At 62.0% G+C, this 22869-nt stretch carries 21 protein-coding genes and 2 tRNA genes; 7 read left to right on the top strand and 16 right to left on the bottom strand.

Annotated features, from left to right (window positions below; genetic code table 11):
• Positions 1-101 precede the first annotated feature (101 nt).
• Positions 102-174, bottom strand: a tRNA-Lys gene (locus R4P70_RS11520).
• A 368-nt stretch (positions 175-542) separates the two neighbouring features.
• On the opposite strand from R4P70_RS11520, the gene R4P70_RS11515 reads away from it, so the two are divergent.
• Positions 543-1712, top strand: coding sequence for an Ig-like domain-containing protein (locus tag R4P70_RS11515; protein ID WP_125052658.1), 1170 nt, complete (start codon positions 543-545; stop codon positions 1710-1712).
• A 134-nt stretch (positions 1713-1846) separates the two neighbouring features.
• Here R4P70_RS11515 and R4P70_RS11510 read toward each other — a convergent pair whose 3' ends face one another.
• The 3 genes from R4P70_RS11510 to orn all read right to left on the bottom strand — a co-directional run bounded on the left by R4P70_RS11510 (position 1847) and on the right by orn (position 2879).
• Positions 1847-1972, bottom strand: a complete 126-nt coding sequence (locus R4P70_RS11510; protein WP_256279807.1) for a hypothetical protein — start codon at positions 1970-1972, stop codon at positions 1847-1849.
• 150 nt (positions 1973-2122) lie between these two features.
• A tRNA-His gene (locus R4P70_RS11505) sits at positions 2123-2195 on the bottom strand.
• Positions 2196-2279: 84 nt separating this feature from the next.
• Complete coding sequence (gene orn / locus R4P70_RS11500) at positions 2280-2879, bottom strand: oligoribonuclease (protein WP_024487359.1); 600 nt, start codon at positions 2877-2879, stop codon at positions 2280-2282.
• 120 nt (positions 2880-2999) lie between these two features.
• Between orn and R4P70_RS11495 the strand changes: the two genes are divergently transcribed.
• Positions 3000-4748 (top strand): helicase HerA-like domain-containing protein, encoded by a 1749-nt coding sequence (locus R4P70_RS11495; protein WP_317830831.1) that lies wholly within the window; start codon positions 3000-3002, stop codon positions 4746-4748.
• Between the two features lie 19 nt (positions 4749-4767).
• Here the strand turns inward: R4P70_RS11495 and lysA are convergent, their stop codons facing one another.
• The 5 genes from lysA to R4P70_RS11470 form a co-directional block, all read right to left on the bottom strand.
• Complete coding sequence (gene lysA / locus R4P70_RS11490; RefSeq protein WP_020908262.1) at positions 4768-6111, bottom strand: diaminopimelate decarboxylase; 1344 nt, start codon at positions 6109-6111, stop codon at positions 4768-4770.
• A gap of 135 nt (positions 6112-6246) precedes the next feature.
• Positions 6247-6684: a hypothetical protein gene (locus tag R4P70_RS11485; protein ID WP_020970019.1), complete on the bottom strand. Its 438-nt coding sequence runs from the start codon at positions 6682-6684 to the stop codon at positions 6247-6249.
• Positions 6685-6856: 172 nt separating this feature from the next.
• Positions 6857-7660: a mycolate reductase gene (cmrA, locus tag R4P70_RS11480; protein WP_019749133.1), complete on the bottom strand. Its 804-nt coding sequence runs from the start codon at positions 7658-7660 to the stop codon at positions 6857-6859.
• Positions 7661-7679: 19 nt separating this feature from the next.
• On the bottom strand, positions 7680-9710 hold the full coding sequence (locus tag R4P70_RS11475) for an NADPH-dependent 2,4-dienoyl-CoA reductase (protein WP_021344757.1): 2031 nt from the start codon (positions 9708-9710) through the stop codon (positions 7680-7682).
• A complete protein-coding gene (locus tag R4P70_RS11470) occupies positions 9707-10321 on the bottom strand; it encodes a PadR family transcriptional regulator (RefSeq protein WP_019749131.1) in 615 nt (204 codons plus the stop codon). The genes R4P70_RS11475 and R4P70_RS11470 overlap by 4 nt, the downstream gene beginning before the upstream one ends.
• 128 nt (positions 10322-10449) lie before the next feature.
• Here R4P70_RS11470 and R4P70_RS11465 point away from each other — a divergent pair, with 128 nt between their 5' ends.
• Positions 10450-11811 carry an MFS transporter gene (locus R4P70_RS11465; protein WP_019749130.1) on the top strand — a complete coding sequence of 454 codons (1362 nt, stop codon included), beginning with the start codon at positions 10450-10452 and terminating at the stop codon, positions 11809-11811.
• On the opposite strand, the gene R4P70_RS11460 is transcribed toward R4P70_RS11465, so the two are convergent.
• The 3 genes from R4P70_RS11460 to R4P70_RS11450 form a co-directional block, all read right to left on the bottom strand.
• The gene (locus tag R4P70_RS11460; RefSeq protein WP_020908258.1) at positions 11801-12622 is read right to left on the bottom strand and encodes an acyl-CoA thioesterase; all 822 of its coding nucleotides are present in this window, start codon (positions 12620-12622) and stop codon (positions 11801-11803) included. The two genes, R4P70_RS11465 and R4P70_RS11460, sit on opposite strands and share 11 nt — an antisense overlap.
• A gap of 75 nt (positions 12623-12697) precedes the next feature.
• Positions 12698-13537 carry an alpha/beta fold hydrolase gene (locus R4P70_RS11455; RefSeq protein ID WP_020970015.1) on the bottom strand — a complete coding sequence of 280 codons (840 nt, stop codon included), beginning with the start codon at positions 13535-13537 and terminating at the stop codon, positions 12698-12700.
• Positions 13538-13572: 35 nt separating this feature from the next.
• Entirely contained in the window at positions 13573-14268 is a 696-nt protein-coding gene (locus tag R4P70_RS11450) for a TetR family transcriptional regulator (RefSeq protein WP_003945327.1), read from the bottom strand.
• A 168-nt stretch (positions 14269-14436) separates the two neighbouring features.
• Between R4P70_RS11450 and R4P70_RS11445 the strand changes: the two genes are divergently transcribed.
• Genes R4P70_RS11445 through R4P70_RS11435 form a run of 3 tightly spaced genes read left to right on the top strand, consistent with a single transcriptional unit; the run spans position 14437 to position 17037 of the window.
• A complete protein-coding gene (locus R4P70_RS11445) occupies positions 14437-15570 on the top strand; it encodes a ferredoxin reductase (RefSeq protein ID WP_021344756.1) in 1134 nt (377 codons plus the stop codon).
• Between the two features lie 35 nt (positions 15571-15605).
• Entirely contained in the window at positions 15606-16778 is a 1173-nt protein-coding gene (locus R4P70_RS11440; protein ID WP_020908255.1) for a fatty acid desaturase family protein, read from the top strand.
• A 13-nt stretch (positions 16779-16791) separates the two neighbouring features.
• Positions 16792-17037 carry a hypothetical protein gene (locus R4P70_RS11435; RefSeq protein ID WP_019749125.1) on the top strand — a complete coding sequence of 82 codons (246 nt, stop codon included), beginning with the start codon at positions 16792-16794 and terminating at the stop codon, positions 17035-17037.
• A gap of 175 nt (positions 17038-17212) precedes the next feature.
• On the opposite strand, the gene R4P70_RS11430 is transcribed toward R4P70_RS11435, so the two are convergent.
• The 4 genes from R4P70_RS11430 to gdhA all read right to left on the bottom strand — a co-directional run bounded on the left by R4P70_RS11430 (position 17213) and on the right by gdhA (position 21224).
• Positions 17213-17380, bottom strand: a complete 168-nt coding sequence (locus R4P70_RS11430; RefSeq protein ID WP_003945367.1) for a hypothetical protein — start codon at positions 17378-17380, stop codon at positions 17213-17215.
• A 244-nt stretch (positions 17381-17624) separates the two neighbouring features.
• Positions 17625-17771 (bottom strand): hypothetical protein, encoded by a 147-nt coding sequence (locus tag R4P70_RS11425; RefSeq protein WP_019749123.1) that lies wholly within the window; start codon positions 17769-17771, stop codon positions 17625-17627.
• Between the two features lie 363 nt (positions 17772-18134).
• Positions 18135-19394 carry a PucR family transcriptional regulator gene (locus tag R4P70_RS11420; RefSeq protein WP_019749122.1) on the bottom strand — a complete coding sequence of 420 codons (1260 nt, stop codon included), beginning with the start codon at positions 19392-19394 and terminating at the stop codon, positions 18135-18137.
• Positions 19395-19880: 486 nt separating this feature from the next.
• Positions 19881-21224 carry an NADP-specific glutamate dehydrogenase gene (gene gdhA / locus R4P70_RS11415; RefSeq protein WP_003945368.1) on the bottom strand — a complete coding sequence of 448 codons (1344 nt, stop codon included), beginning with the start codon at positions 21222-21224 and terminating at the stop codon, positions 19881-19883.
• Positions 21225-21494: 270 nt separating this feature from the next.
• On the opposite strand from gdhA, the gene R4P70_RS11410 reads away from it, so the two are divergent.
• The gene (locus R4P70_RS11410; protein ID WP_317830952.1) at positions 21495-22829 is read left to right on the top strand and encodes a DUF4185 domain-containing protein; all 1335 of its coding nucleotides are present in this window, start codon (positions 21495-21497) and stop codon (positions 22827-22829) included.
• The last annotated feature ends 40 nt before the right edge of the window (positions 22830-22869 follow it).

Here is a 22869-nt window from a genome sequence, read left to right as displayed (position 1 = left end):
GGCCGTGGTTCCGATAACTGTGAAGTCTATTCACCACAACCTGTTCACCACGACACAAAGAAAAATCCCCACCTTCCGAAGAAGGTGGGGACCTTTGCAAGTGCGCCCACAGGGACTCGAACCCCGGACCCAGTGATTAAGAGTCACTTGCTCTACCAACTGAGCTATAGGCGCTCGCTCTTGCGAGACAGAACATTAGCCGAATCGCCGGTTCGGGAGCAAATCGCCAGGTGGAGGCGTCACCGCTGTAGTCCGATCGGAGGAAATCCGCTGAAAGCGGTAACAAAACGGACGGTTCGGAGCGATTGATACTTGAACGTTACTGACGGCGTGGCCTTTCATGACCGTTGGTAACGAGCGCGCCTGGCATCATTGGTGCAGCGCAGTCATACCGCAAGTCCCACTTGCCTTCCGGTAAGTGGGATTCGCATGTGACGCGGAAGTTAGTCGGAGAAATTGTGAAGCGGAGTCGAACGATGAGTCGTCAAAGGTGGGGTCTGTCCGTGTGCGGGGGGAACGGTCGAGCGTCGAAGGGCGCGGCGATGATCGCGGCGTCTCTCGGTGCTCTCGTTCTGATGACCGCGTGCACGTCGGGCGGCAAGGACGTCAGTACCGAAGGGTCGGCGCCGATCGATTCCAATCCGCTCACCGAACTCATCAAGCCGAAGCTCACCTCGACCGCTGCCGACGGCGCTGTCGGCTTCTCGCCGGGCGACCCGGTCAAGATCAACGTCGCTGACGGCGCTCTGTCCGACGTGACGATGGTCAATCAGGACGGTAAGGCAGTTGCCGGCGCGATTGCTGCCGACGGTGCGTCGTGGACCACCACCGAGCCACTCGGCTACAACCGCAAGTACAAAATCGAGGCCCGCGCATTCGGATTGGGTGGCGCAAGTACGACGGTCACGTCCTTCACCACCAGCGCACCCGGCAACGTCACCAAGCCGTACGTCTTGCCCAACGAGGGTGACGTGGTCGGCATCGGTCAGCCCATCGCGGTGCAGTTCGACGAGAACATCCCCGATCGCAAGGCTGCCGAAGCCGCGATCACCGTCACCACGACTCCGGCCGTCGAAGGTGCGTTCTACTGGGTCAACAATCGTGAGGTCCGTTGGCGTCCGGAGAACTACTGGGCACCGGGCACCAAGGTCGACGTGAGCGTCAACGTGTACGGGCGCAATCTCGGCAAGGGAGTCTTCGGGCAGGAAGACGCCAAGAGTTCCTTCACCATCGGTGATGCCGTCATCGCCACGGCGGACGACAACACCAAGCAGGTCACTTTCCAGGTCAACGGTGAGACTGTCATGACCATGCCCACCTCCATGGGCAAGGACAGCACTCCTACCGACAACGGCGTCTACATCATCGGTGACCGCTTCGCGAACATGATCATGGACTCGTCCACGTACGGCGTCCCGGTCACCTCGGCGCAGGGTTACAAGACCCCCGTCGACTGGGCGACCCGAATGTCCTACAGCGGTATCTTCTTCCACTCGGCGCCGTGGTCGGTCGGGCAGCAGGGCTACTCCAACACAAGTCACGGCTGCCTCAACCTGAGCCCGTCCAACGCCAAGTGGGTCTACGACAACACCAAGCGTGGGGACATCGTCGTCGTCAAGAACACCGTCGGCGGAACGCTCTCCGGCACCGACGGCCTCGGTGACTGGAACATCCCCTGGAGCGTCTGGAAGACCGGCAACGCGGACGTCTGAGTGCGTTCCTGAAGCGCTGAACGCCAGAATGCCCCCGACCGTCCGGTTGGGGGCATTTCTGCATCTGTACACCTTTTGTGAGCGAAAGTGCCTCTCGGTCTATCTGAGGCGACGGGAGGTACGTTCGCTCGGCGTCAGCGTCGACCGAAGGCGTCCACTCCGGTCATTTCAGCGGACAGCGCCCACAATCTGCGTGCGTCGTCGCGATCGGTAGCCCAAGGTTTCACTCCGCCGACGCTCATGTCATCCGTCTGCGCCATTTGCGGCAATTTCCAGCTACCACCATGTGAGCGAAAGTGGCTTTCGGTCTATCTGAGGCGACGAGAGGTACGTTCGCTCGGATAGGGGCTGGCGCACAAACCAAAAGAACCCCCGAAAATGTCTTTCGACATATTCGGGGGTTCCGCTTGGGTGAGCGACGGGACTCGAACCCGCGACAGCCAGGATCACAACCTGGTGCTCTACCAACTGAACTACGCCCACCATTGCCTCGGCCACCGGTTTGACCCGGCTGCTTTGACGAAAGAGATACTAGCGCGAAAGTCGGTCAGGAAGCCAATCGGCAGGTCAGGCGGGACCCAAGCCCTCTACGACGGCTGCGATCTCCGCGCTCGACGGTCCGGGCGCCGCGACGAATGCAGTGCCGCGGTAGTACTTGAGTTCGCGGATGGATTCCTTGATGTCGGCGAGTGCCCGGTGGGCGAGACCTTTTTCGGGCTGGCCGAAGTAGATTCGCGGGTACCAGCGGCGGGAGAGTTCCTTGATGGAGCTGACATCGATCATCCGGTAGTGCAGGTATGTGTCCAGCGCCGTCATGTCACGCGAGATGAATCCGCGGTCGGTGGCGATGGAATTACCTGCCAGGGGAGCCGTACCGGCGACGGGAACGTGCTTGCGGATGTACGCGAGCACCTCTTTCTCCGCCTCGGCGAGGGTGACCGTCGACTTACGAACCTCTTCGGTCAGCCCCGACTTCGCGTGCATCTTCTTCACGACGTCGGGCATCGCAGCCAATGCGTCGTCGTCGGCGTGGATGACGATGTCCACACCTTCGCCCAAGATGTTCAAGTCGCTGTCGGTCACCAGAGCCGCAATCTCGATGAGTTTGTCCGACTCGAGTCGCAGCCCGGTCATTTCACAATCGATCCATACCAATTTGTCCTGCACCAGGAACACAGTAGTGCGCGCGGGCGCGGGATAAGGTCTGCGGTGGAAACTCGACGTGTGTAAGACGGCGTTCGGGTGATGACAAGAACTTCGCCGCATTGCAACGAGGAGGGCTTTTCGATGACCGTGGATCCGAAGGACGGAGCCGCGCCGCTGACGCCGGCGGAGAAGGCGAAAGCTGCCAAGGCTGCCGCTGCCGAAGCCGCTCGGATTGCAGCTGAAGCCGCTGCGGCAGCTGAGGAAGCCGAGAAGGAAGCGGCTGCCGCTGAGGCCGAAGCATCGGCCGGAGCCACCCCCGCCACCCCCGCTGCTCAGGCGCCGTCGGGTGCTGCAGCTGAAATCGCGGCGGGCTATTCATCCGAGGGGCGGGCACTCGAGCTCGGCTCGGTGGTGATCGACGGAGTGGCAGATCCCACCGCGCGGGTGCGGATTCCGTTGGCGACGATCAACCGTCACGGTCTGATTGCCGGTGCGACGGGTACCGGCAAGACCAAGACGTTGCAGGGCATCGCCGAGCAGCTGTCCGCCGCGGGTGTGCCAGTGGTGATGGCCGACGTCAAGGGCGATCTCTCGGGTCTGTCGAAGGCAGGGGAGCCGAGCGAGAAGATGAAGGCTCGCGCAGTCGAGACGGGCGACGATTCGTGGACTCCCGCTGGGATGCCAGTCGAGTTCTTGTCGTTGGGAACGGACGGAATCGGTATCCCGGTGCGCGCGACCATCACCAGTTTCGGGCCGATCCTGCTCAGCAAAGTGTTGGGCCTCAACGAGACCCAGGAATCGACTCTCGGACTGATCTTCCACTGGGCCGACACTCAGGGCCTGGCCCTGCTGGACCTCAAGGATCTGCGTTCGGTCATCGCCCACCTGACGAGCGCTGAGGGCAAAGCGGATCTGAAGGGTATCGGCGGAGTTTCCTCCGCGACGGCGGGGGTGATTCTGCGCGCGTTGGTCAACCTCGAAGCCGACGGCGGTGACACCTTCTTCGGCGAACCGGAACTCGAAACCGAGGACCTGCTGCGTGTCGTCGGCGGTGCCGGTGTGATCACGCTGTTCGAACTCGGTGCCCAGGCCGCGCGTCCGGCAATGTTCTCCACCTTCCTGATGTGGGTGCTCGCGGACCTGTTCCAGACGCTGCCCGAAGAGGGAGATCTGGACAAGCCGAAGCTGGTGTTCATCTTCGACGAGGCGCACCTTCTGTTCGCGGACGCGTCGAAGGCCTTCCTGCAGCAGGTCGAACAGACGGTAAAGCTGATTCGCTCCAAGGGCGTCGGCGTGTTCTTCTGCACGCAGCTTCCGACCGACATTCCCAATTCGGTGCTGTCACAGTTGGGCGCGCGCGTCCAGCACGCCCTACGCGCATTCACGCCCGACGATCAGAAGGCGCTCAACAAGACCGTCCGTACCTACCCGAAGACCGAGCACTACGACCTGGAAAAGGCACTGACTTCACTCGGCATCGGTGAAGCCATCGTGACCGTGCTCTCGGAAAAGGGTGCGCCGACGCCGGTGGCCTGGACCAAGATTCGTCCTCCGAGGTCGCTGATGGACACCATCGGCAACGACGCGATCAAGGCGGCAGCGTCGTCGAGTCCGCTGAATCAGAAGTACGGCCAGACCATCGACCGCGAGTCGGCGTACGAAAAGTTGACGGCGAAGGTGGCCGGTGCTCCGACGGCGGATCAGTCCCTGGATCTTCCGTCGCTGCCCGATCTGCCGCCACCGCCGCCGGCCGAACCTGAGGGCCCCAACATCGCCGAGCAGATCCTGGGTAACTCGGCCGTGAAGAGTTTCCTGCGTTCGGCGGCTTCGGCTGCGGGACGCGAGATTTCGCGAAATATCTTCGGTACCGGTAGCCGTCGCAAGCGCTGAGGCTTAGGCGCCCGCGAGGTCAGATGCCGACCTCGCGGGCCAGCAGGTCGTTGATCGATTCGCGCCTGATCAACGGCCGCGCAATCCCGCCCAGCACAGCGACGACCGGTGGCCGGCCGACGCTGTTGTAAGTGGAGGCCATGCTGTGGTGGTATGCGCCCGTACACGGCACTGCCAACAGGTCACCTTCATGTAGGTCGGCGGGAAGCCTTGCTCCGACGGCGATTTCGTCGCCCGATTCGCAGTGCCGCCCGGCGACGGTGACTTCCTGGAGCGGTGCGCTCGAATGCCGGTTCACCAATTCGACGTCGTAGTGGCTGTCGTACAACGACACCCGAGGGTTGTCGCTCATCCCACCGTCGACGGAAACGAAGGTTCGACCGCCGCTGATCGACTTGATGTTCTGTACGCGATATAGCGTGACTCCGGCGCGCGCGGCGATCGCTCGGCCAGGCTCGAGCACGATTTCGGGGCGAGGGAAGCGGTTTCGGGTGCACGCGTCGTCGAGAGTTTCGTCGATGACGTGAGCGAGGCGGGTCAGATCCAGTTGGGCGTCTCCCGGCATGTATGCGATCCCATGGCCACCGCCGAGATCGAGTTCGGTGAGGATGATTCGATGCGTGCGTCGTATGTCGTCCATCTGTGCGATCATCGTCTCGATCGCGGGGCGGAAGAGTTCGGGATCGGTGATCTGGGAGCCGAGATGGCAATGCAGGCCGATGAGTTGCAGGTGCGCCGCGTTGGCGACGACGGATACCGTACGTTCCAGTTCTTCGGAAAACGCTGGTAGGCCGAACTTTTGGTCCAAGATGCCTGTGGACACTGCCTTGTGTCCGTGTATGTCGATGCCGGGTGTGACTCTGATCAACACCTTCTGTCGGTGGGTACACACCGACGCGAGCCGTACCGCTTCGCTGGGGGAGTCGAGGACGATCCGGCCCACACCCGCGTTGACCGCCGCCCTCAGTTCGGAAACCGATTTGGCATTGCCGTGCAGGATGATTCGGTGGGGGTCCACGCCCGCGGCGAGCGCGACGGCGAGTTCACCGGCGGAACAGACATCCACCCCGAGTCCCTCGTCGGAGACCCAGGTAGCCATCGCTCGAATCATCAGTGCCTTGCCGGCGTACACGATCTCCGAGTCGGGGAAGATCTCTCGATACGTGCGGCAGCGGTGCCGCACGTCCGCCTCGTCGACGACGTACGTCGGTGTGCCGTACTGGTCCGCGATCTCTTCGAGGGAGACGTCGCCGATGCAGACACGCCCGCTGTGGTCGTGGCGAGTACTGATGGGCCACAACGCAGGATCCATACGCGGTGTCATTGCGCCGCGTAGGGAGGGGAAGATTTCGAGTAGCGTCACGTCGATCTCCTGAAGGTGACCCGCCGTGTTGCGGGCTACCTTCAGATCTACTCCCGAAGATCACCGGTGGGGCGGATCTTGACGCTTACTTGACGCGCCGCCGAACGAGGTTGACGCGGCCCTGACGTCCTCGACTTACTGTGCTCGCCGGCGCTTCCATCCGAACCAACCGAGCACCGCGAGCAATGCCACCGCGGCGCCTCCGCCGATGACCGTCGATCTGTCGGCGGACACACCAACGGACGGAGTTCCGCCGGAGCTCGGGGCGTAACCGGCGCCGTACACGGACTCGACCGCCGCTTGGATGTCGAACCCGGTTTCGGTAGCCGGCCCGCAGCTGTACCCCTCGTGCTCGGCGTCGACGTCGTACGGCGCAGAAACGAACATCAGCTGCTCGGTGCCGAGCACGTAGCTTGTGCCACAACCGTTCCCGTTCGCGAGTGTCCCCACCGACGTCACCGATGCCAGATCGCCTTTGTAGACCCGGCTGACGTCGAACAGGTAGGTGTCCTCGAACCCGTCCGAAGTTTTCTCCGTCGGAGTCCCGAGGAAAACGGTGCTGGAGACGCTCACGGCTTCTTCCGGGGTAGCCGATGATGCGCACGAACATGCATTCGCTGCCGTGGGCAGCAGTAAGGGCAACCCTCCGGTCAGAAGAAGGATTGCCCCGACTGCCAGTGTTCGTCGCATCGCCATTAACCGACTATATGGTCTGCTATGGCCTGCTCTGAGAAGTTTGCGTGAATCAGCCGCCGAGCTTCTTGTAGAACGTGCCCACGATGGGCGCAACGACGGCACGCGGGCTGTAGCCGCCCGCGACGGACATCGCCTTGCTCAAGATGCCTGGTACGACGCGCATCTTGTTCTCGGCCAGGCCGTCGAGCGAGACCTTGGCGGTGTACTCGCTCGAGATCCAGAAGAAGTCCGGGACGAGCTTGTCGACGATCGACGCTTCGGCCGGGTCCGGGGTTTCGGTGCGTACTGGGCCTGGGGCGAGCAGGGTGACGTTCACTCCGGTGCCCTTGAGTTCACCTCGCAACGATTCCGCGAAGGTGTTCACGAACGCCTTCGTGGCGGCGTATGTCGCGTTGTTGGGGATCGGCATGTTTCCGGCCGCGGACCCGACCATCAGGATGGCTCCGGACTTGCGTGCGAGCATGCCGGGCAGCACGGCCAGCGTGAGATCGTGCACTGCAACGGCGTTGAGCTCGACCTGGTCGCGCTCGTATGCCGGGTCCAGCTCGGCGATCGGCCCGAAGGTGGCGATACCGGCGTTGTTGCACAGGATGCTGATGTCGCGGCCACCGAGTTCCTCGACCAGAACGGCACGCGCCGCGCTGTCGGAGAGGTCCGATGCACGGACCTCCACCTCGACGCCGTGCGCGGCGCGAAGCTTCTCGGCGAGGACCTCCATGACCTCGCCACGACGGGCAACGAGGATCAGGGAATGTCCGCGTGATGCCAGATCAGCGGCCAGTGCCTCTCCGATGCCGGAGGAGGCGCCGGTCACTACGGCGCGGGCTGTGGTTGTGGGTGTCGGCAGGCTCACGATCAGTCAGCGTAGCCGGTCAGATCTTCGCGGCCAGTCGTGTGCCCTGTTCGATGGCACGCTTGGCGTCGAGTTCTCCTGCCACGTCGGCGCCGCCGATGATGTGGGTCACCACGCCCGCGACGGTCAGTTCGTCCACGAGATCGCGAACCGACTCCTGCCCGGCGCAGATGACGATGGTGTCGACCTCGAGAAGTCGGGGCTTCTCGTGCTTCTCACCGAAGGTGATGTGCAGGCCGGCGTCGTCGATGCGCTCGTAGTTGACGCCCGAGAGCTCGTGGACGCCCTTGTTCTTGAGGGCCGCCCGATGGACCCAGCCGGTGGTCTTCGCGAGGCCGGCGCCGATGCGTCCTGGCTTGCGTTGGAGGAGGTAGACCTCCCGCTCGGAGAGCTCCGGTACCGGAGTGGTGAGAGCGCCCGGGGCCATTTCGGGTTCGGTGACGCCCCATTCCTGCTTCCACTCCTTGAGATGAAGAGTGGGGGAAGTGGGGTGCGTGAGGAATTCGCTCACGTCGACGCCGATGCCGCCGGCGCCGATGACGGCGACGGACTTGCCGACGGGCTTGCCCTCTCGGACGACCTCGGCGTAGGTCAGCACCTTCGAGTTCTCGATGCCGGGGATCTTGGGAACGCGCGGCGTCACGCCGGTGGCAACCACCACTTCGTCGAAGGATCCGATGAGATCTGCCGGTGTGACGCGGGTTTCGAGCTTGACCGTCACTCCGGCCACGTCCAGCATGCGGGTGTAGTAGCGAATGGTTTCGGCGAACTCTTCCTTACCCGGAATGAGCTGTGCGATCCCGAACTGTCCGCCGATCTTGTCCGAAGCCTCGAACAACGTGACCGAATGACCACGCTGAGCAAGATTGAGTGCTGCGGAAAGTCCGGCAGGACCGGCACCGACGACGGCGAGGTTCTTGGTCCGCCGAGTGGGGGAGAGGATCAGTGTGGTTTCGCGGCCCGCGCGCGGGTTGAGCAGGCAGGAGACCTGCTTGTGAACGAAGGCGTGGTCGAGGCAGGCCTGGTTGCAGGCAATGCACGTGTTGATCTCGTCGGACGCTCCTCTCTCGGCCTTGTTTACCCAGTCGGGATCGGCGAGCATCGGCCTGGCCATCGAAATCAATTGTGCGTCACCGCGGTTGAGGATCTCTTCGGCGGTCTCGGGCATGTTGATCCGATTCGAGGCGGCTACCGGAATGTCGACGTGCTTCTCGAGCTTGCTTGTTATGTCGACGAAGGCTGCTCGGGGAACCGAGGTGACGATGGTGGGGACCCGTGACTCGTGCCACCCGATGTCGGTGTTGATGATCGTGGCGCCGGCGGCTTCGACTTCCTTTGCCAGTGAGACGATTTCATCCCAGGTCTGACCGCCCTCGACCAGGTCTGCCATCGACAGCCGGAACACGATGATGAAGTTCGGGCCGACAGCCTTGCGTGTGCGTCGCACGATTTCGACTGCCATGCGTCGACGGTTCTCGGAACTGCCGCCCCACTGGTCGGTGCGCTTGTTCGTGCGCTCGCAGAGGAACTGGTTGATGAAGTAGCCCTCACCGCCCATGATTTCGACGCCGTCGTAACCCGCGGACTTGGCCAGGCGCGCGCAGCGAACGTAGTTGCGGATCTGCCAACGCACCCCACGGCCGGTCAGCTTGCGCGGACGGAACGGGTTGATGGGCGCCTTGATCGACGACGCGGAGACACTGAAAGGCTGGTAGCTGTAGCGGCCGGCGTGCAGGATCTGCATGGCGATCTTTCCGCCCGCGTCGTGAACCGCCTTGGTGATCCGGCGGTGACGGCGCGCTTCGATGCGGTTGGTCAGCTTGGCACCGAAGGGCAAGAGCCAACCGGTGCGGTTGGGCGCGTAGCCGCCGGTGATGATCAAGCCGACACCGCCACGAGCACGTTCGGCGAAGTACTCGGCCAAGCGGTCGGTGTCCTTCGCGCGATCTTCGAGGCCGGTGTGGATCGATCCCATGACGACGCGGTTCTTCAGCGTCGTGAATCCGAGGTCGAGCGGTTCGAGCAGGCGGGGGAACTGTGTATCCGTCATGACTGAAGATGTCCTTCCGTGGCGTACTCGCCGGTGTCTTCGATGGCGTACTCGCCAGTGTCTTCGATGGCGTACTCGCCAGTGGGCAATGCGTCCAGAACTTCCTGGCACCAGTCGGTGAATCCTTCTTCGACGCGGATACCGCCGCGAAGTACCAGGTACTGGTGCAGTGAAGAGCCGGAAAGTGCTGCTGGATTGGGGAAGTCACGCTTTTCGATGAGTCGGTAGACGTCGAGGCGGGCGGCGTGGCCGTCGCGGTGGCGAGCGACTTCGCGTCGTAGAGCGGGGAGATCGGCGTGCGCTGCGGCCCTGATCTTGATGGCCAACTCGTTGCGCAGGTGGTTCGGTTCGGACGGCTCGGCGATCCATCGGGTCAGTTCGGCGCGGCCGGCATCGCTGACGCGGTACATCTTCTTGTCCGGTCGGCCGTCCTGCGCGATGGCCTCCACCTCCACCCAGCCTGCCTCGTCCATTCGCTTGAGGACTCGGTAGATCTGCTGGTGCGTCGCGCTGTGGAAGAAGCCGATCGACTTGTCGAACCGGCGTGTGAGGTCGTATCCCGACGCATCCTGTTCGGACAGGGAGACGAGCAACGCATGTTCGAGTGCCATGGAAAAAGTATCTATGCACTCAGGTGCGTATGCAACTAAGTGCGTACTAACTTGGGTGCATAGAACGTCTTGTATGTCGACTTCGGAGAGAGGCGCCGAGTCGCCCGCGCGCAGTTAGGCTTCGCCGTATGAGCGCCGAGTCCACGAGCATGCAGGCCGAGCCACCCGCAGGCATCGGTGGTGCGGCCACGAAGAGTCAAGTGTTCGCGTGGGGGCTGTGGGATTGGGGATCGGCAGCATTCAACGCCGTGATCCTCACGTTCGTCTTCTCGGTCTATCTGACCGACGCGGTCGGCGACGACCTGCCCGGCACGATTTCGGCAACTACGTGGCTCAGTTGGGCTCTCGGAATCGCCGGCTTCTTCATCGCGATACTCGCCCCGATCACCGGACAGCGTTTCGATGCGTCGGGTAAACGCAAACTCTCGCTCGCGATACTCACCGGCATCACCGTGCTCTCGATGGCGGGTCTCTATTTCGTCGAAGACAACTACCGCTACCTGTGGCTCGGATTGGTTCTGCTCGCAATCGGTTCGGTGATTTTCGAACTGGCCGGCGTGCCGTACAACGCCATGATGCGGCAGGTGTCGACACCGGAGAATCTGGGACGAGTCTCCGGCTTCGGCTGGGCCATGGGATATTTCGGCGGAATCGTGCTGCTGTTGCTGTGTTACTTCGGGTTCATCGTCGGCGACGGCGACACTCGGGGATTCCTGGGATTGACCACCGACGGCGGCATGAACATCCGGATGGTGGCACTGCTGGCTGCAGCGTGGTTCGCGGTCTTCGCGATTCCGGTGTTCTTCAAGGTTCCCGAGTTGCCCAGCCCCGCGGTCGATCCGGGAGCGTCCAAGGCCGGGTTCCTCGACTCCTATCGGGTGTTGTGGCGCGATCTGCGCGAACTCTGGAACGTCGACAGGCGCACGATCTGGTACCTGATCGCAAGCGCACTCTTTCGTGACGGTCTGGCGGGCGTGTTCACCTTCGGAGCCGTGTTGGCTGTCAACGTCTACGGAATCAGTGCGGCCGACGTCCTGCTGTTCGGTGTTGCCGCCAACGTGATTTCCGCAATCGGTGCATTGGTGGCCGGACGCTTCGACGATCGGATCGGACCCAAACAGGTCATCACCGTCTCGCTGGCGTCGATGATCGTGGTCGGCGCGATATTGATCGCGGTGTCCGGGCCGGTGATGTTCTGGATCTTCGGTCTCGCGCTCTGTCTGTTCGTCGGGCCCGCTCAGTCTTCGGCACGAACCTTCTTGGCACGCATCACCCCGCCTGGGCGTGAAGGTCAGATGTTCGGCCTGTATGCGACCACAGGCCGAGCAGTGTCGTTCTTGGCGCCGACACTGTTCGGCCTGTTCGCTTGGCTCTTCGGTGCAGACCGTGCCGGCATCATCGGACTGCTGGTGGTTCTCGGCGTCGGCCTTGCCGCATTGTCGATGGTGAAGGCGCCGGAAGGGGACAGTGCGATCCCCGTCAATCCTTGAAGTAGACCAACTGGTGTGTCGTAGCGAGCAATGCGCCGTCACTGCCCCAAATTTCGGCCGACTGATCGAAGTATCCGTTTCCGAACCGTTGGGTCCGCGCCGTTCCCAGCACGGAATTGTCTGCCTGTGCGGTCAGCGTCTGAGCGTCGGCGTGGAAGTAGATGGTCATCGAGACCGTTCCGGCCGGAGCCATCTTGCCTCGGCGCAAGAAGACTCGTGGGAAGAAGACATCACACAGTGCGGTCAGCGACGTGAAGTCGAGAGCGCGTGCCGGTTGATCGCGCACCCAGAGTGTCGTGGTCGAGTCGGGATGCTCGCCCGACTCCAGATCGGGGATCGCACCTTCGACAAAGCGCATCTCGTAGTTCTGTGCCCAGGCGATGAACTCGGGGAACGGCAGCAGCGCAACGTTTTCGGCCGACGGAACTTCCGGCATCGTGATCTCGGTAGACGACCAGGTTTCACGCCTGGTACCGAACACTGCCGTCGCGGTAGTGGCGACGGTTCCGTCCTGAGACAGTTCGATGGACCAGTGCTGCGTCGAGCGGTTGGTACGCACCGGCCGGGCGGAGATCTCGAAGGCGCCCTCGGTGATCGGACCGGCAAAGTTGACGGTCAACGACAGCGGATCGCCGAGGCGTTCGGGGTGCTTCAGTACAGATTCGAGCAACGTGGCAGCGGTGACGCCGCCGAACGGCCCGACCATGTTGTTGTACGCCGGATTGGTTTCGCCGGTCGACAAGCCGGCGGTGAGTGGCGTCAATCCGACAGCGGTGTCGAACGGATGGGGTGGTGCAACGGTCTCGGTCATCGCAGAACTCCTGGTGGTGGAATCAATTCGGCTCTATGTATGACAACATACATAGAGCCGAATTCGTCGCGACGATCAGGATCCTGCACGTGCGAGGATTGCCTCGGCCAACTCTTCGGCTCGCTCTTCCGGAATCCAGTGACTTCCGCCGTCGAGCACGACGAACTCGTAGGGAGCGTCCACGAATTCACCACAGCGTTCTGCGCCTGCGCGGCCGAGCGCTGTGTCGCCGGTGCTCCAGACATACGTGGTCGGCACGGTGGTGCGATCGATGTCGCCGAAGTCGCGAGTCATCGCGCGGTACCAGTTCAAGGCGCCGGTGAGCGCGCCCTCCCCGCTCATGACACGAATGTGCTCGTCGGCGAATTCAGGATCGATCTGGCCGTCGAACATGGCGCGCAGCCGGCGGAAGTTGTCCTCCGACAACACTTCCTCGGCTTTGCCCTCCTGTCGGAGAAGTCCGATGTACGACGAGCGTTGCTTCTGGTCCTCGTCCTCGCGGAGTGCCCAACCGAAGGCGGTGGGGTGGGGGACCGAGATCGCCGTCAGGCTGCGGATCCGGTTCGGATGGCGACCGGCGACCTGCCAGGCGACCGCCGAACCCCAGTCGTGGCCGACCAGATGCGCGTCGGACAGGCCGAGTGCGTCGAGCAATCCGACGACGTCGGCTACCAGATGCTCGATCTTGTAGGCATCCACCCCTTCGGGGCGCGCGCCGGCGGAGTATCCGCGCTGATTCGGTGCGATCACACGGTATCCCGCCGCGGTGAGCAGTGGTGTGACCTTGCCCCAGGATGCGGCGCTCTCCGGGAAGCCGTGCAGCGCTACCAGCGGAATGCCGTCGTCCGGGCCCGAGATCAGTACGTCGAAGGTGAGGTCGCCAACGGGGATTTCGTATGTACTCGTGGAAGACATGACTCTCACCGTACGTCGAAAAGGTGAACCCGAGGTCAGTTTCGAGGTGGATTCCAGGTGGCCATTCCGAGCATGATGACTCGCAGTTGCTTCTCGGCTCGTGTGATGACGGCGGCTTCGTCGCGATACCCGGCCGTCCCGGCGTCCAGCAGTTCGACGACAGCGCTGAACATCGTCGAGACGATCAGGTCGGCAGCCATTTCCAGATCGTCCGACGACCAGCTTTCCAGTCCGGCAATCCTGGAGAGGTCGATGGTCAGTTCGCTGACGAACAACCGCATTTCAGTGGCTATCGCACGTCGTACCTCACTGACGCCGCTGTAGCGTTCGCGGCAGAGGAACCGAAACTGTCGCTCGTGTGTATGCACTTGTCGCACAAGGATGCCCAGTGACGTAGCGGCGTCCTTGGTGCTGGGATTACGCCTTGCGTCGCGCAGCATCTGGCGCAACATGCGCATGCTCTCTTCGACGAGGACGACACCGACGTCCTCCAGTGAAGCGAAGTGGCGGTAGAACGCCGTCGGAACGATCCCGGCTTCCCTGGCTACCTCTCGCAAGCTGATTCCGGCGAAGCCGCGATCGGCCGAGAGGTCCATGGCAGTGTCCAGGAGCGCTTGGCGTGTGCGTTCCTTCTTTGCAGCACGACTTTCCGGTTCCCTGTTGTCGGGTTCCCTGCGCTCTGGGTTCACCGGTCCGGCCTTCGTCACGACGTCGAGTGTAGGTACAGGCATTCCGGCTCCTTTCGGCAACTCGTGTAACTCGGATCACATTCTTGTTGACATGTACTTGTGTGCACCTGTCACACTATCTTCGGTGAACATTTGTACACTGAATTCACGCAGTCGGGGGAAGCTAGCCCAGCAATCGGTACACCCGGCAATCGAAGTACGAGGAGGGTCATGACAATCGCATCTGCTCCTGAGAACACGACACCGAAGTCCACACCTCGGCGCGGACTGTCCTTGGTGGGACTGATCGAAGCCATGGCTGCTCCACATCAGATCGATCGGTACCTCGAGTTGGTCAACCCGATGGCGACCGTTCGTGACATCCGCGCGCAGGTTGTCGCCGTCGACCATCCGACCGCTGACTCCGTCACTCTGACGCTGCGCCCGACTCGCCAGTGGCGCGGTTTTCAGGCGGGCCAGTTCGTGCAGTTGGGCGTGGTGATCGACGGTGTTCGTCACACTCGCTGCTACTCGCCGGCCGGTGGCGCGTCTACGCGCAACGGGCTGATCGAGCTCACCGTGAAAGCGCATCCCGGTGGCCTGGTGTCGCAGTATCTGTACGCCAACGCGGCGCCCGGACTCGTTGTCAGCCTCTCGCAGGCAGACGGTGTGTTCTCCCTTCCCGTCGACCGCCCGCGTCGGGTGTTGTTGATCAGTGGCGGCAGTGGAATCACCCCGGTCATGTCGATGCTTCGGACGCTGGTGGAGGAGGAGCACTCGGGCGAGATCGTGTTCGTGCACTACGCGAACACCGATGCCGACGTGGCATACACGCGCGCGCTGAAGACCATCGCCGAGCAGAACCCGAACGTGAAACTGGTACTCGTGTACACCGAAAGCGGTGGAGGTGACCTCGAAGGTTTCTTCGATCGCGGGCACCTCGACGCCGTGGCTCCGTGGATCGCCGATCCGGACACGATCGACGCCCAGGCTTATCTCTGCGGGCCTCCCGGTCTGATGCGGGGAGTGCGTGAGGTGTTCCGTGAGGTCGACGTCGAGCACTTGCTCAATACCGAGGAGTTCGCGCCGGCGGTGGCCGAGCCGGGTGAGGCCGGCGGCGAGGTGTCATTCACCAAAAGTGGGGTGGCGGCCGAGAACTCCGGCGAAACACTTCTCGAACAAGCAGAAGCTGCGGGCCTCAATCCCGAATACGGATGCCGGATGGGAATCTGCTTCTCCTGCACCTCCGTCAAGAAGGCGGGTCGTACCCGAAACGTGCGCACCGGTGAGACAGACGACGAGCCGGACAAGAAGATCCAGCTGTGCGTCAGCGCTCCCGTCGGCGACGTCACCGTCGACATCTGAAGTCCCATTTTCCACACGACTGTCTGGAGACCGACATGTTTGGACTTTCACTTCCCACCCTCCCGTTCCTCGGCAACGGTTCCGATGCGAAGGACGACGCTCCCGTCGTCCTGACGTACGAGCAGGTCGAGGAGATCGGCCGTGAGTTGGACGCATTGCGTGATCGCACCGTCGCTTCGCTTGGGGCCGAAGACCGGGAGTACATCTACAAGATCATCAAGGCTCAGCGCGGGTTCGAGGTCGCAGGTCGCGGCTTGATGTACCTCGGATTCCTACCGCCGGTGTGGCTCGCGGCAGTCGGTGCGCTGAGTGTGTCGAAGATTCTCGACAACATGGAGATCGGCCACAACGTCATGCACGGTCAATATGACTGGATGCGGGAACCCGGGCTCAATTCCGAAGTCTTCGAATGGGATACGGTGTGCCCGGCCGACCAGTGGCGCCACTCGCACAACTACATGCACCACACGTACACCAATATTCTCGGCAAAGACCGTGACATCGGATACGGCATCCTGCGTATCGACGACGCGCAGAAGTGGAACCCCTATTACCTCGGTAATCCGGTCTGGGCCTTTGCCTTGATGATGCTCTTCGAGTGGGGTGTGATGATGCACGATCTCGAGATCGAGAACGTCATCCAGGGCAAACGCAAGTGGCACGACGTCAAGCCGCTTCTGAAGGGCTGGTGGAACAAGGCGGGCAAGCAGGTCCTCAAGGACTACGTCATCTTCCCGGTTCTGACGGGGCCGCTGTTCGTGACCACTCTCGCGGGGAACGTCACCGCCAACCTGGTCCGAAACGTGTGGACGTACTCGATCATCTTCTGTGGCCATTTCCCCACCGGCGTACAGAGCTTCACCGAGGACGAGACGGCCGACGAGACTCGTGGTCAGTGGTACGTGCGTCAGATGCTCGGCAGCGCCAACATCGAGGGAAGCCCGCTCTTCCACATCATGTCCGGCAACCTCTCGCACCAGATCGAGCACCACCTGTTCCCGGACCTGCCTGCGCATCGTTATCCGGAACTCGCTCCCCAGGTGAAAGAATTGTGTGGGAAGTACGGTTTGCCGTACAACACCGGTGGGTTCTTCAAGCAGATCGGTTCGGTATGGGGCAAGATCTTCAAGCTCGCTCTTCCGCCCGGTTTGGTCAAGTCGAAGACCCCTCCCGGTGTTATCGTCGAGCGCCAGCGAACTGCAGCCTGAGAGGCACACACTGATGGTCGGGAAATTCGAACGCCGCAAGGACACGGTCCAGGAACTGACCGAAAGTGCAGCCAACCACGTGGGCTCCATCGCGATGATCATCGCCGGGGCTGTTCGAGACGTGACGCGCGAGATCGGTGACTGGGTGTCCGACGGAATCGAGATGCGTGAAGCAGCGAAAAAGGCTGCGGCTGACGATCGTTCGGAGTCCGTGACCATCGAGCACGACGAGACCGATCCACCGGAAGATTGGCGTTGATTCCAACTCTTCGATCGCCGAGACAGTAAGGCCGACGGCCGGATCGCCCAACCGCGAGCCGTTTCGCCTGAACGACCACGTTGCCCTCCGTCACAGATGACGGAGGGCAACGTGGGTTTCGTGGACTGTTTCGGCGGCCGAAGACGCGGATCGAACACCGATCACAAGTGAGGTCCTAAGCAGCGCTTCCGAGGCTCGCCGAGTCGAAGCTGCCGAGCCCGGTGCTGCCGAGACCGCTGCTACCGACCCCGCCCAATGCGAGCGCATTGCTGCTACCCGCGCTCAGTAGCTGGACGATGATGTTGATGACGATGGGGTCGCCGGTGAGCGGAATTGTAGGCACAGGGGGACCTGCTTTCTGTTTCGAGATGTGGTGAGCAAGGTGAGCGGCGACGGGATCGTCGACGTGGTCAGGCGGGCTGTTTCAGCCACTTCCGGTGCTGCCGAGCGACACGATAGAGCCGTTGCCGAAGCCGAGTGCTCGGGAGAGTGAGCCGAAGTCGATGACCAGGCTGCCCAGGGTGTGCTGGTTTATCACGGTGGTTCCTGTCTGTGCCGCGACTTTGTGATGCGAGCGGGTAAGTCGATCAGGGAGCAGGCGTCGTGGGAGTTTCGCCGCCGCCGCCGCCAATCGGAGAGTTGTTGGTGTAGAGGAAACTGCTGCCGGCGTTGAACATCTGTAGGACGGTGTTCAAGACGACGGCCAAAGCGCCTGTGGTTGGTGCGGCGATCATGTGCTTGCTCCTGGTTTCAGCGGTGGCGACGTGGTGGTCACCGTGGTCACCGCCATCACAGTGTCAGGCGGCTTGGAGCGGGCCCTGCGCGAGAGATTCTCTCGCACAGGGCCCGAGATTCGTCCTAGGAGACGCCGCCGCCATCCGTCGAACCCGTGCCGGTGCTGCCCGCGTTGAAGAGCTGCAGGATGGTGTCGAAGAAGGCACCGAGGAGAGCGTTATCCTGGCCGTTGATCATGTGTTTCCCCTTAATTGTTACTGGTTTGCGCGGTGATTCGCACCACACTTTTATAGCCCGGTTCGGAGCGGAAAAGTGGGGTCCAGGCGCCACACGTGGACAGCTAATAGCGAGGATGTGAGTGTTCACATTTTCGCTGGACGATTGTCCACATCAGTGCTTGCGAAAGTCAGAGAGATCATGGCAGCGCGCAGTTTGAGCAGTTCAGAGGGCAGGGCCGGATCCAATCCGGTCAGGGTTGCGATGCGCTTGATTCGATTGTCGACGGTGTTGGTGTGCAGGCCGAGCGCCGACGCGGTGCGCTGACGATGCTGGCCGTTGGCGAGATGTATGGACAATGTCTGCAGCAGTTCCGGATTGCCGTCGAGTGGCCTTAGAAGATTGATCAAGCTGTCGCGGCCTGCGCCACCCCGAGTGAGTTGATACTCGAGCGCGAGGTCTTCCATTCGGTACGACCGCGCCGGCAGTCTCAGGCGCCGCACGAGTTGCGCCAATTCGTGAGTGGTTGCTTGGGCGGCGGCGATATCTCGTACCGCGGCGTTCTCGGCGATTGCTGTGATCTCCACCCCGACCGTTGCGCGTGCACGTTGGATGACCTCGCACACTGTTCCCCAGTCGGGTGTGCCCTCGATCAGGACCAGACCACGTTGCGGTGCAGGAGCTTCGAGCAGTGCCGACCCGAAGTGGGCCGCGATTTTCGATTGAGCGACGGAGAGGTCACGGTAGGCCTGTATGCGCTGGTGGTTGCCGTTGCGTGCTCCCGGGCGGATGGGCGGCAGGTTCACCAGGAGCCGCAGGACGAGATAGCGGGGTGCGAGTTCAACGCCCATCTGCAACGCAAGCTGGGTGGGATCGTCGCCGTCCAGCATGGCTTTCACGAGAGCGCCGGCGGAGTATTCCCCGAGTTGGGAGCCAGCTGGAAGAGCCGAGAGATAGCTGATCGAGATGAACGAGTGAAGCCGCTGCGCGAGTGCGAACAAGAACTCGTTGAGATCCCCGAGATTGGCGGAGTCCTCGGCGTCGGCCCGGCTGAGGATGAGGGTGCGGAAAGTGCTGATGCCCTCGTTGGTCAAGTTGAGGATCGCGCTGAGTGGCACGCCTTTCAATGCTTGTTGGACGGTCATCGTGTGAATGCCGTCCAACTCTTGGTCGGTGGGAAGTTTGCGGTGATCCAGCAGCTGGATCCCCACTTGGAGCCCCTGCACGATCACCGCAATCAGTTCCCGACGAACTGCCTCCGTTTGGAGGGAAGTCAACGTCGGGTTGGCACGGGACAGGTGATCTACGAGATCGCTTGCCAGTGGGATGACGTCGTTGACCGCTGTGGAGGCGGGCTTGCCTCCCAACATGAGCGGTCCCGGGTTGTTCAGCAGCGCTGGGGACATGGGTGGCCTCCTCTAGACAGGTGCGTCGCCTGGCACAGGCACCCGGAGGCTCGGCGCGTTACGAAGCGGGGTACACGCTGAGGCCTTGTTCGGGGACATACTCGCCGCTGAAATTTGCGGATCGAATTGCGCCAGGCGTTGTGATTTCTACCACATGAACGATCGTCCAACTGTGAAATGGACAAATGTGAAGATAAGTCCATATGCCCCACGCGCTGCGGACCTAAACAATCGTCCACTTACGGTGTTTTTCGACGTCAGAGCGGAAAACGGATTCGGAGGACATCACGAGTTCCGTCTGGGATCATTGCCGGCGCCTACGGTGCTCGTCGCGGGCGATTTGCTCAGATCAAGCTCGAGGGCCCTGGGTCCTCGCGGACCCAGGGCCCTCGAGGCCTAGGTATTGATTCGACCAGTCCGATGTACGGGAACCGGTTCAGGGTGAAATCACCCCTTTTTGTACTGCTGTCTGTATTGCGGAAATCTCTAGATGACGCCCAGTGAAATCATGGCGTCGGCCACCTTCACGAAGCCGGCAATGTTCGCGCCGTGCACGTAGTCGCCCGGCTTTCCGTACTCGGCAGCGGTGTTGATGGTGCGCTTGTGAATGCCGCGCATGATTCCGGCGAGACGCTCGTCGGTGTACTCGAAGCTCCAGGAATCACGCGAAGCATTCTGCTGCATTTCGAGGGCGGAGGTTGCAACGCCACCGGCGTTGGCCGCCTTGCCGGGCGCGAAGGCTACGTTCGCGTCACGGAAGAGCTGGATGCCACCGGGGGTGGTGGGCATGTTCGCGCCTTCGGCAACGGCCTGAACGCCGTTGGCGATCAAGGTCTTTGCGGCATCTTCGTCGAGCTCGTTCTGAGTCGCGCAGGGGAGTGCGACGTCGCACGGCACGTCCCAGATGGAGCCATCGGCGATGAACTCGGCATGCGGAACTGCGTCGGCGTACTCGCTGATGCGGCCGCGGCGAACTTCCTTGATCTCCTTGAGGAGGTCGAGATCAATGCCCTTCTTGTCCACGATGTATCCCGAGGAATCCGAGCAGGCGATCGCGACGCCGCCGAGCTGGTGGATCTTCTGGATTGCGTAGATGGCGACATTGCCGGATCCGGAGATCACGACGTTCTTGCCTTCGAGGCCTTCACCCTTTGCCTTGAGCATTTCGGCGACGAAGTACGCGACGCCGTAGCCGGTGGCCTCGGTGCGAACCTGCGATCCGCCCCAGGTGATGCCCTTGCCGGTGAGGACGCCCGACTCGTACGTGTTGGTCAGCCGCTTGTACTGACCGAACAGGTAGCCGATCTCGCGACCACCGACGCCGATGTCGCCGGCCGGAACGTCGGTGTATTCACCGATGTGACGCTGCAGTTCGGTCATGAAGGACTGACAGAAGCGCATGACCTCTGCGTCGGAGCGGCCCTTGGGATCGAAGTCCGAGCCACCCTTGCCGCCGCCGATGGGCAGGCCGGTGAGTGAGTTCTTGAAGATCTGCTCGAAGCCGAGGAACTTCACGATGCCCAGGTTGACGCTGGGGTGGAAGCGCAGGCCGCCCTTGTAGGGGCCGAGTGCACTGTTGTACTGCACGCGGAAGCCACGGTTGACGTGAACGTTGCCCTGGTCGTCGGTCCACGGCACGCGGAAGATGATCTGGCGTTCCGGCTCGCAAAGCCGCTCGATGAGTCCGGCGTCGGCGTAGCGGGGGTGGCGTTCGAGCACTACGTGAAGAGACTCGAAGACCTCTGCGGCGGCCTGATGGAACTCGGGCTCTCCTGCATTGCGAACCAAAACCTGATCGTAAATCTGCGCTACGCGGTCACGTACGGACACCGCTCACCTACCTCGTTGTGAGAACTCTTTTACATTTCCGTTACATACTAGGCGCCTTTATTGCTGTATCGGACAACTGTCCTGTGAAGGTGAAATCGGACACAGCTGTCACTTGTGTCAGTTGAACGGGCGATTTATAACAATTTGCTCAGCTTTCACTCTCTTAACACAGTCCAAATGGTTTGCTTCTGCGGTCGGGGATCACTGTGCCTGTGGTCCGAACGGGAGTCGAAATGATCAGAGGGGCTGCACGTGCGTAATAAACACTCCATGTCGGCGATGTTGTCGATAGGCGTCGTCACGATTGCCGCGACGATTGCCGCAGCACCGTCTGCGTCGGCGATCGGCGGACCGTGTGGGTCGGGAGGAAGTGGTTCCGCCGGATCGATGACGGGTTCGCTCGGTTCGCTGACCGGATCACTTGGCAGTGGTTCCGCCGGTACCGGCTCCCTCGCCAACGCGTTGCCCTGGATCACCGGCGCGCCCAACGGTGCTCTGCCGGTGCTGACCGGCCGCACCAAAGCGATCGAAATGGTCACTGGCCCAGGCAGTCCCAACAACACGATCGAGCGGTTCAACGTGTCGGGAACCGACCTCGGAATCATGTGGGACAACGGTCTTTCGGGGCCGGATCACGACGTTCTGATGGCATTCGGCGATACGGTTGGCGACTGCGACACCCCGGGTGACGACTGGCGCAGCAACGTGTTGTTCCGCAGCAACGACACCGCCATCGCCGACGGCATGAAGATCGACAGTTCTCCTTTGGACGGCCCCAATCATTCCAAGGAGATCATTCCGGGATTCGGCATTCCGGGCGAGTTCACCACCATCCCGACCGCTGGAATCTCTTACGGTGGTGTGCAGTACATCAGATTCATGTCCGTTCGGTCGTGGGACGAACCCGGAGCCTGGACCACCAACTACTCGGCTCTGGCTTTCTCCACGGACAACGGCGAGAACTGGGAGCTCGATCCGGCGACGGTTCGCGCGAACACAGAAGGACTCGGTATCCCGGGGATTCCGGCGGTATCACCGATCAATTCCAACTTCCAGCAGAGTGCCTTCGTCGACGGACGCGATGGTTACCTGTACGAATACGGAACTCCCTCAGGTCGTTTCGGTAAGGCGGTCCTGGCGCGAGTGGCCGGCGCCGACATCAGAAACCTCGGCGCCTACGAATACTGGGACGGCTCCGGTTGGAGTCCGCGAGATACCGATGCCGTTCAGGTCATCAAGGCACCGGTCAGTGAACTTGCCGTGCAGTGGAACGACTACCTGAACAAGTACGTTGCCATGTACACCAGTGCCGAGGGCAACCTGGTGATCCGTCAGGCCGACCAACCGCAAGGCCCGTGGAGTGGTACGCAGACCCTGTTGAGTGGAATCACGTTGCCCGCGTTGTACGGCGGATTCATGCACCCGTGGGCGAGCGGACAGTTCCTCGAATTCGTCGCGACCACGTGGGACCGTTACAACGTCATCTACATGCGGACCGATTTGAACGGACTCCAGATGGCGTCATCGGATTCGCGCGATCGTCCTGACCCCGCGACCACCGGTGAGGCTCGCGTCCTCGAAGTCACGATGCCGGAAGACCGCTAGCCCGAGCAAGATTCGACAACTGTGGCCTGCAACTCGATCG

Source organism: Rhodococcus sp. IEGM 1241 (assembly GCF_033142365.1).
Lineage (GTDB): Bacteria > Actinomycetota > Actinomycetes > Mycobacteriales > Mycobacteriaceae > Rhodococcus_F > Rhodococcus_F erythropolis.
The sequence above is the reverse complement of the archived record's forward strand: the minus strand, read 5'-3'. Positions and strand labels throughout refer to the sequence as shown.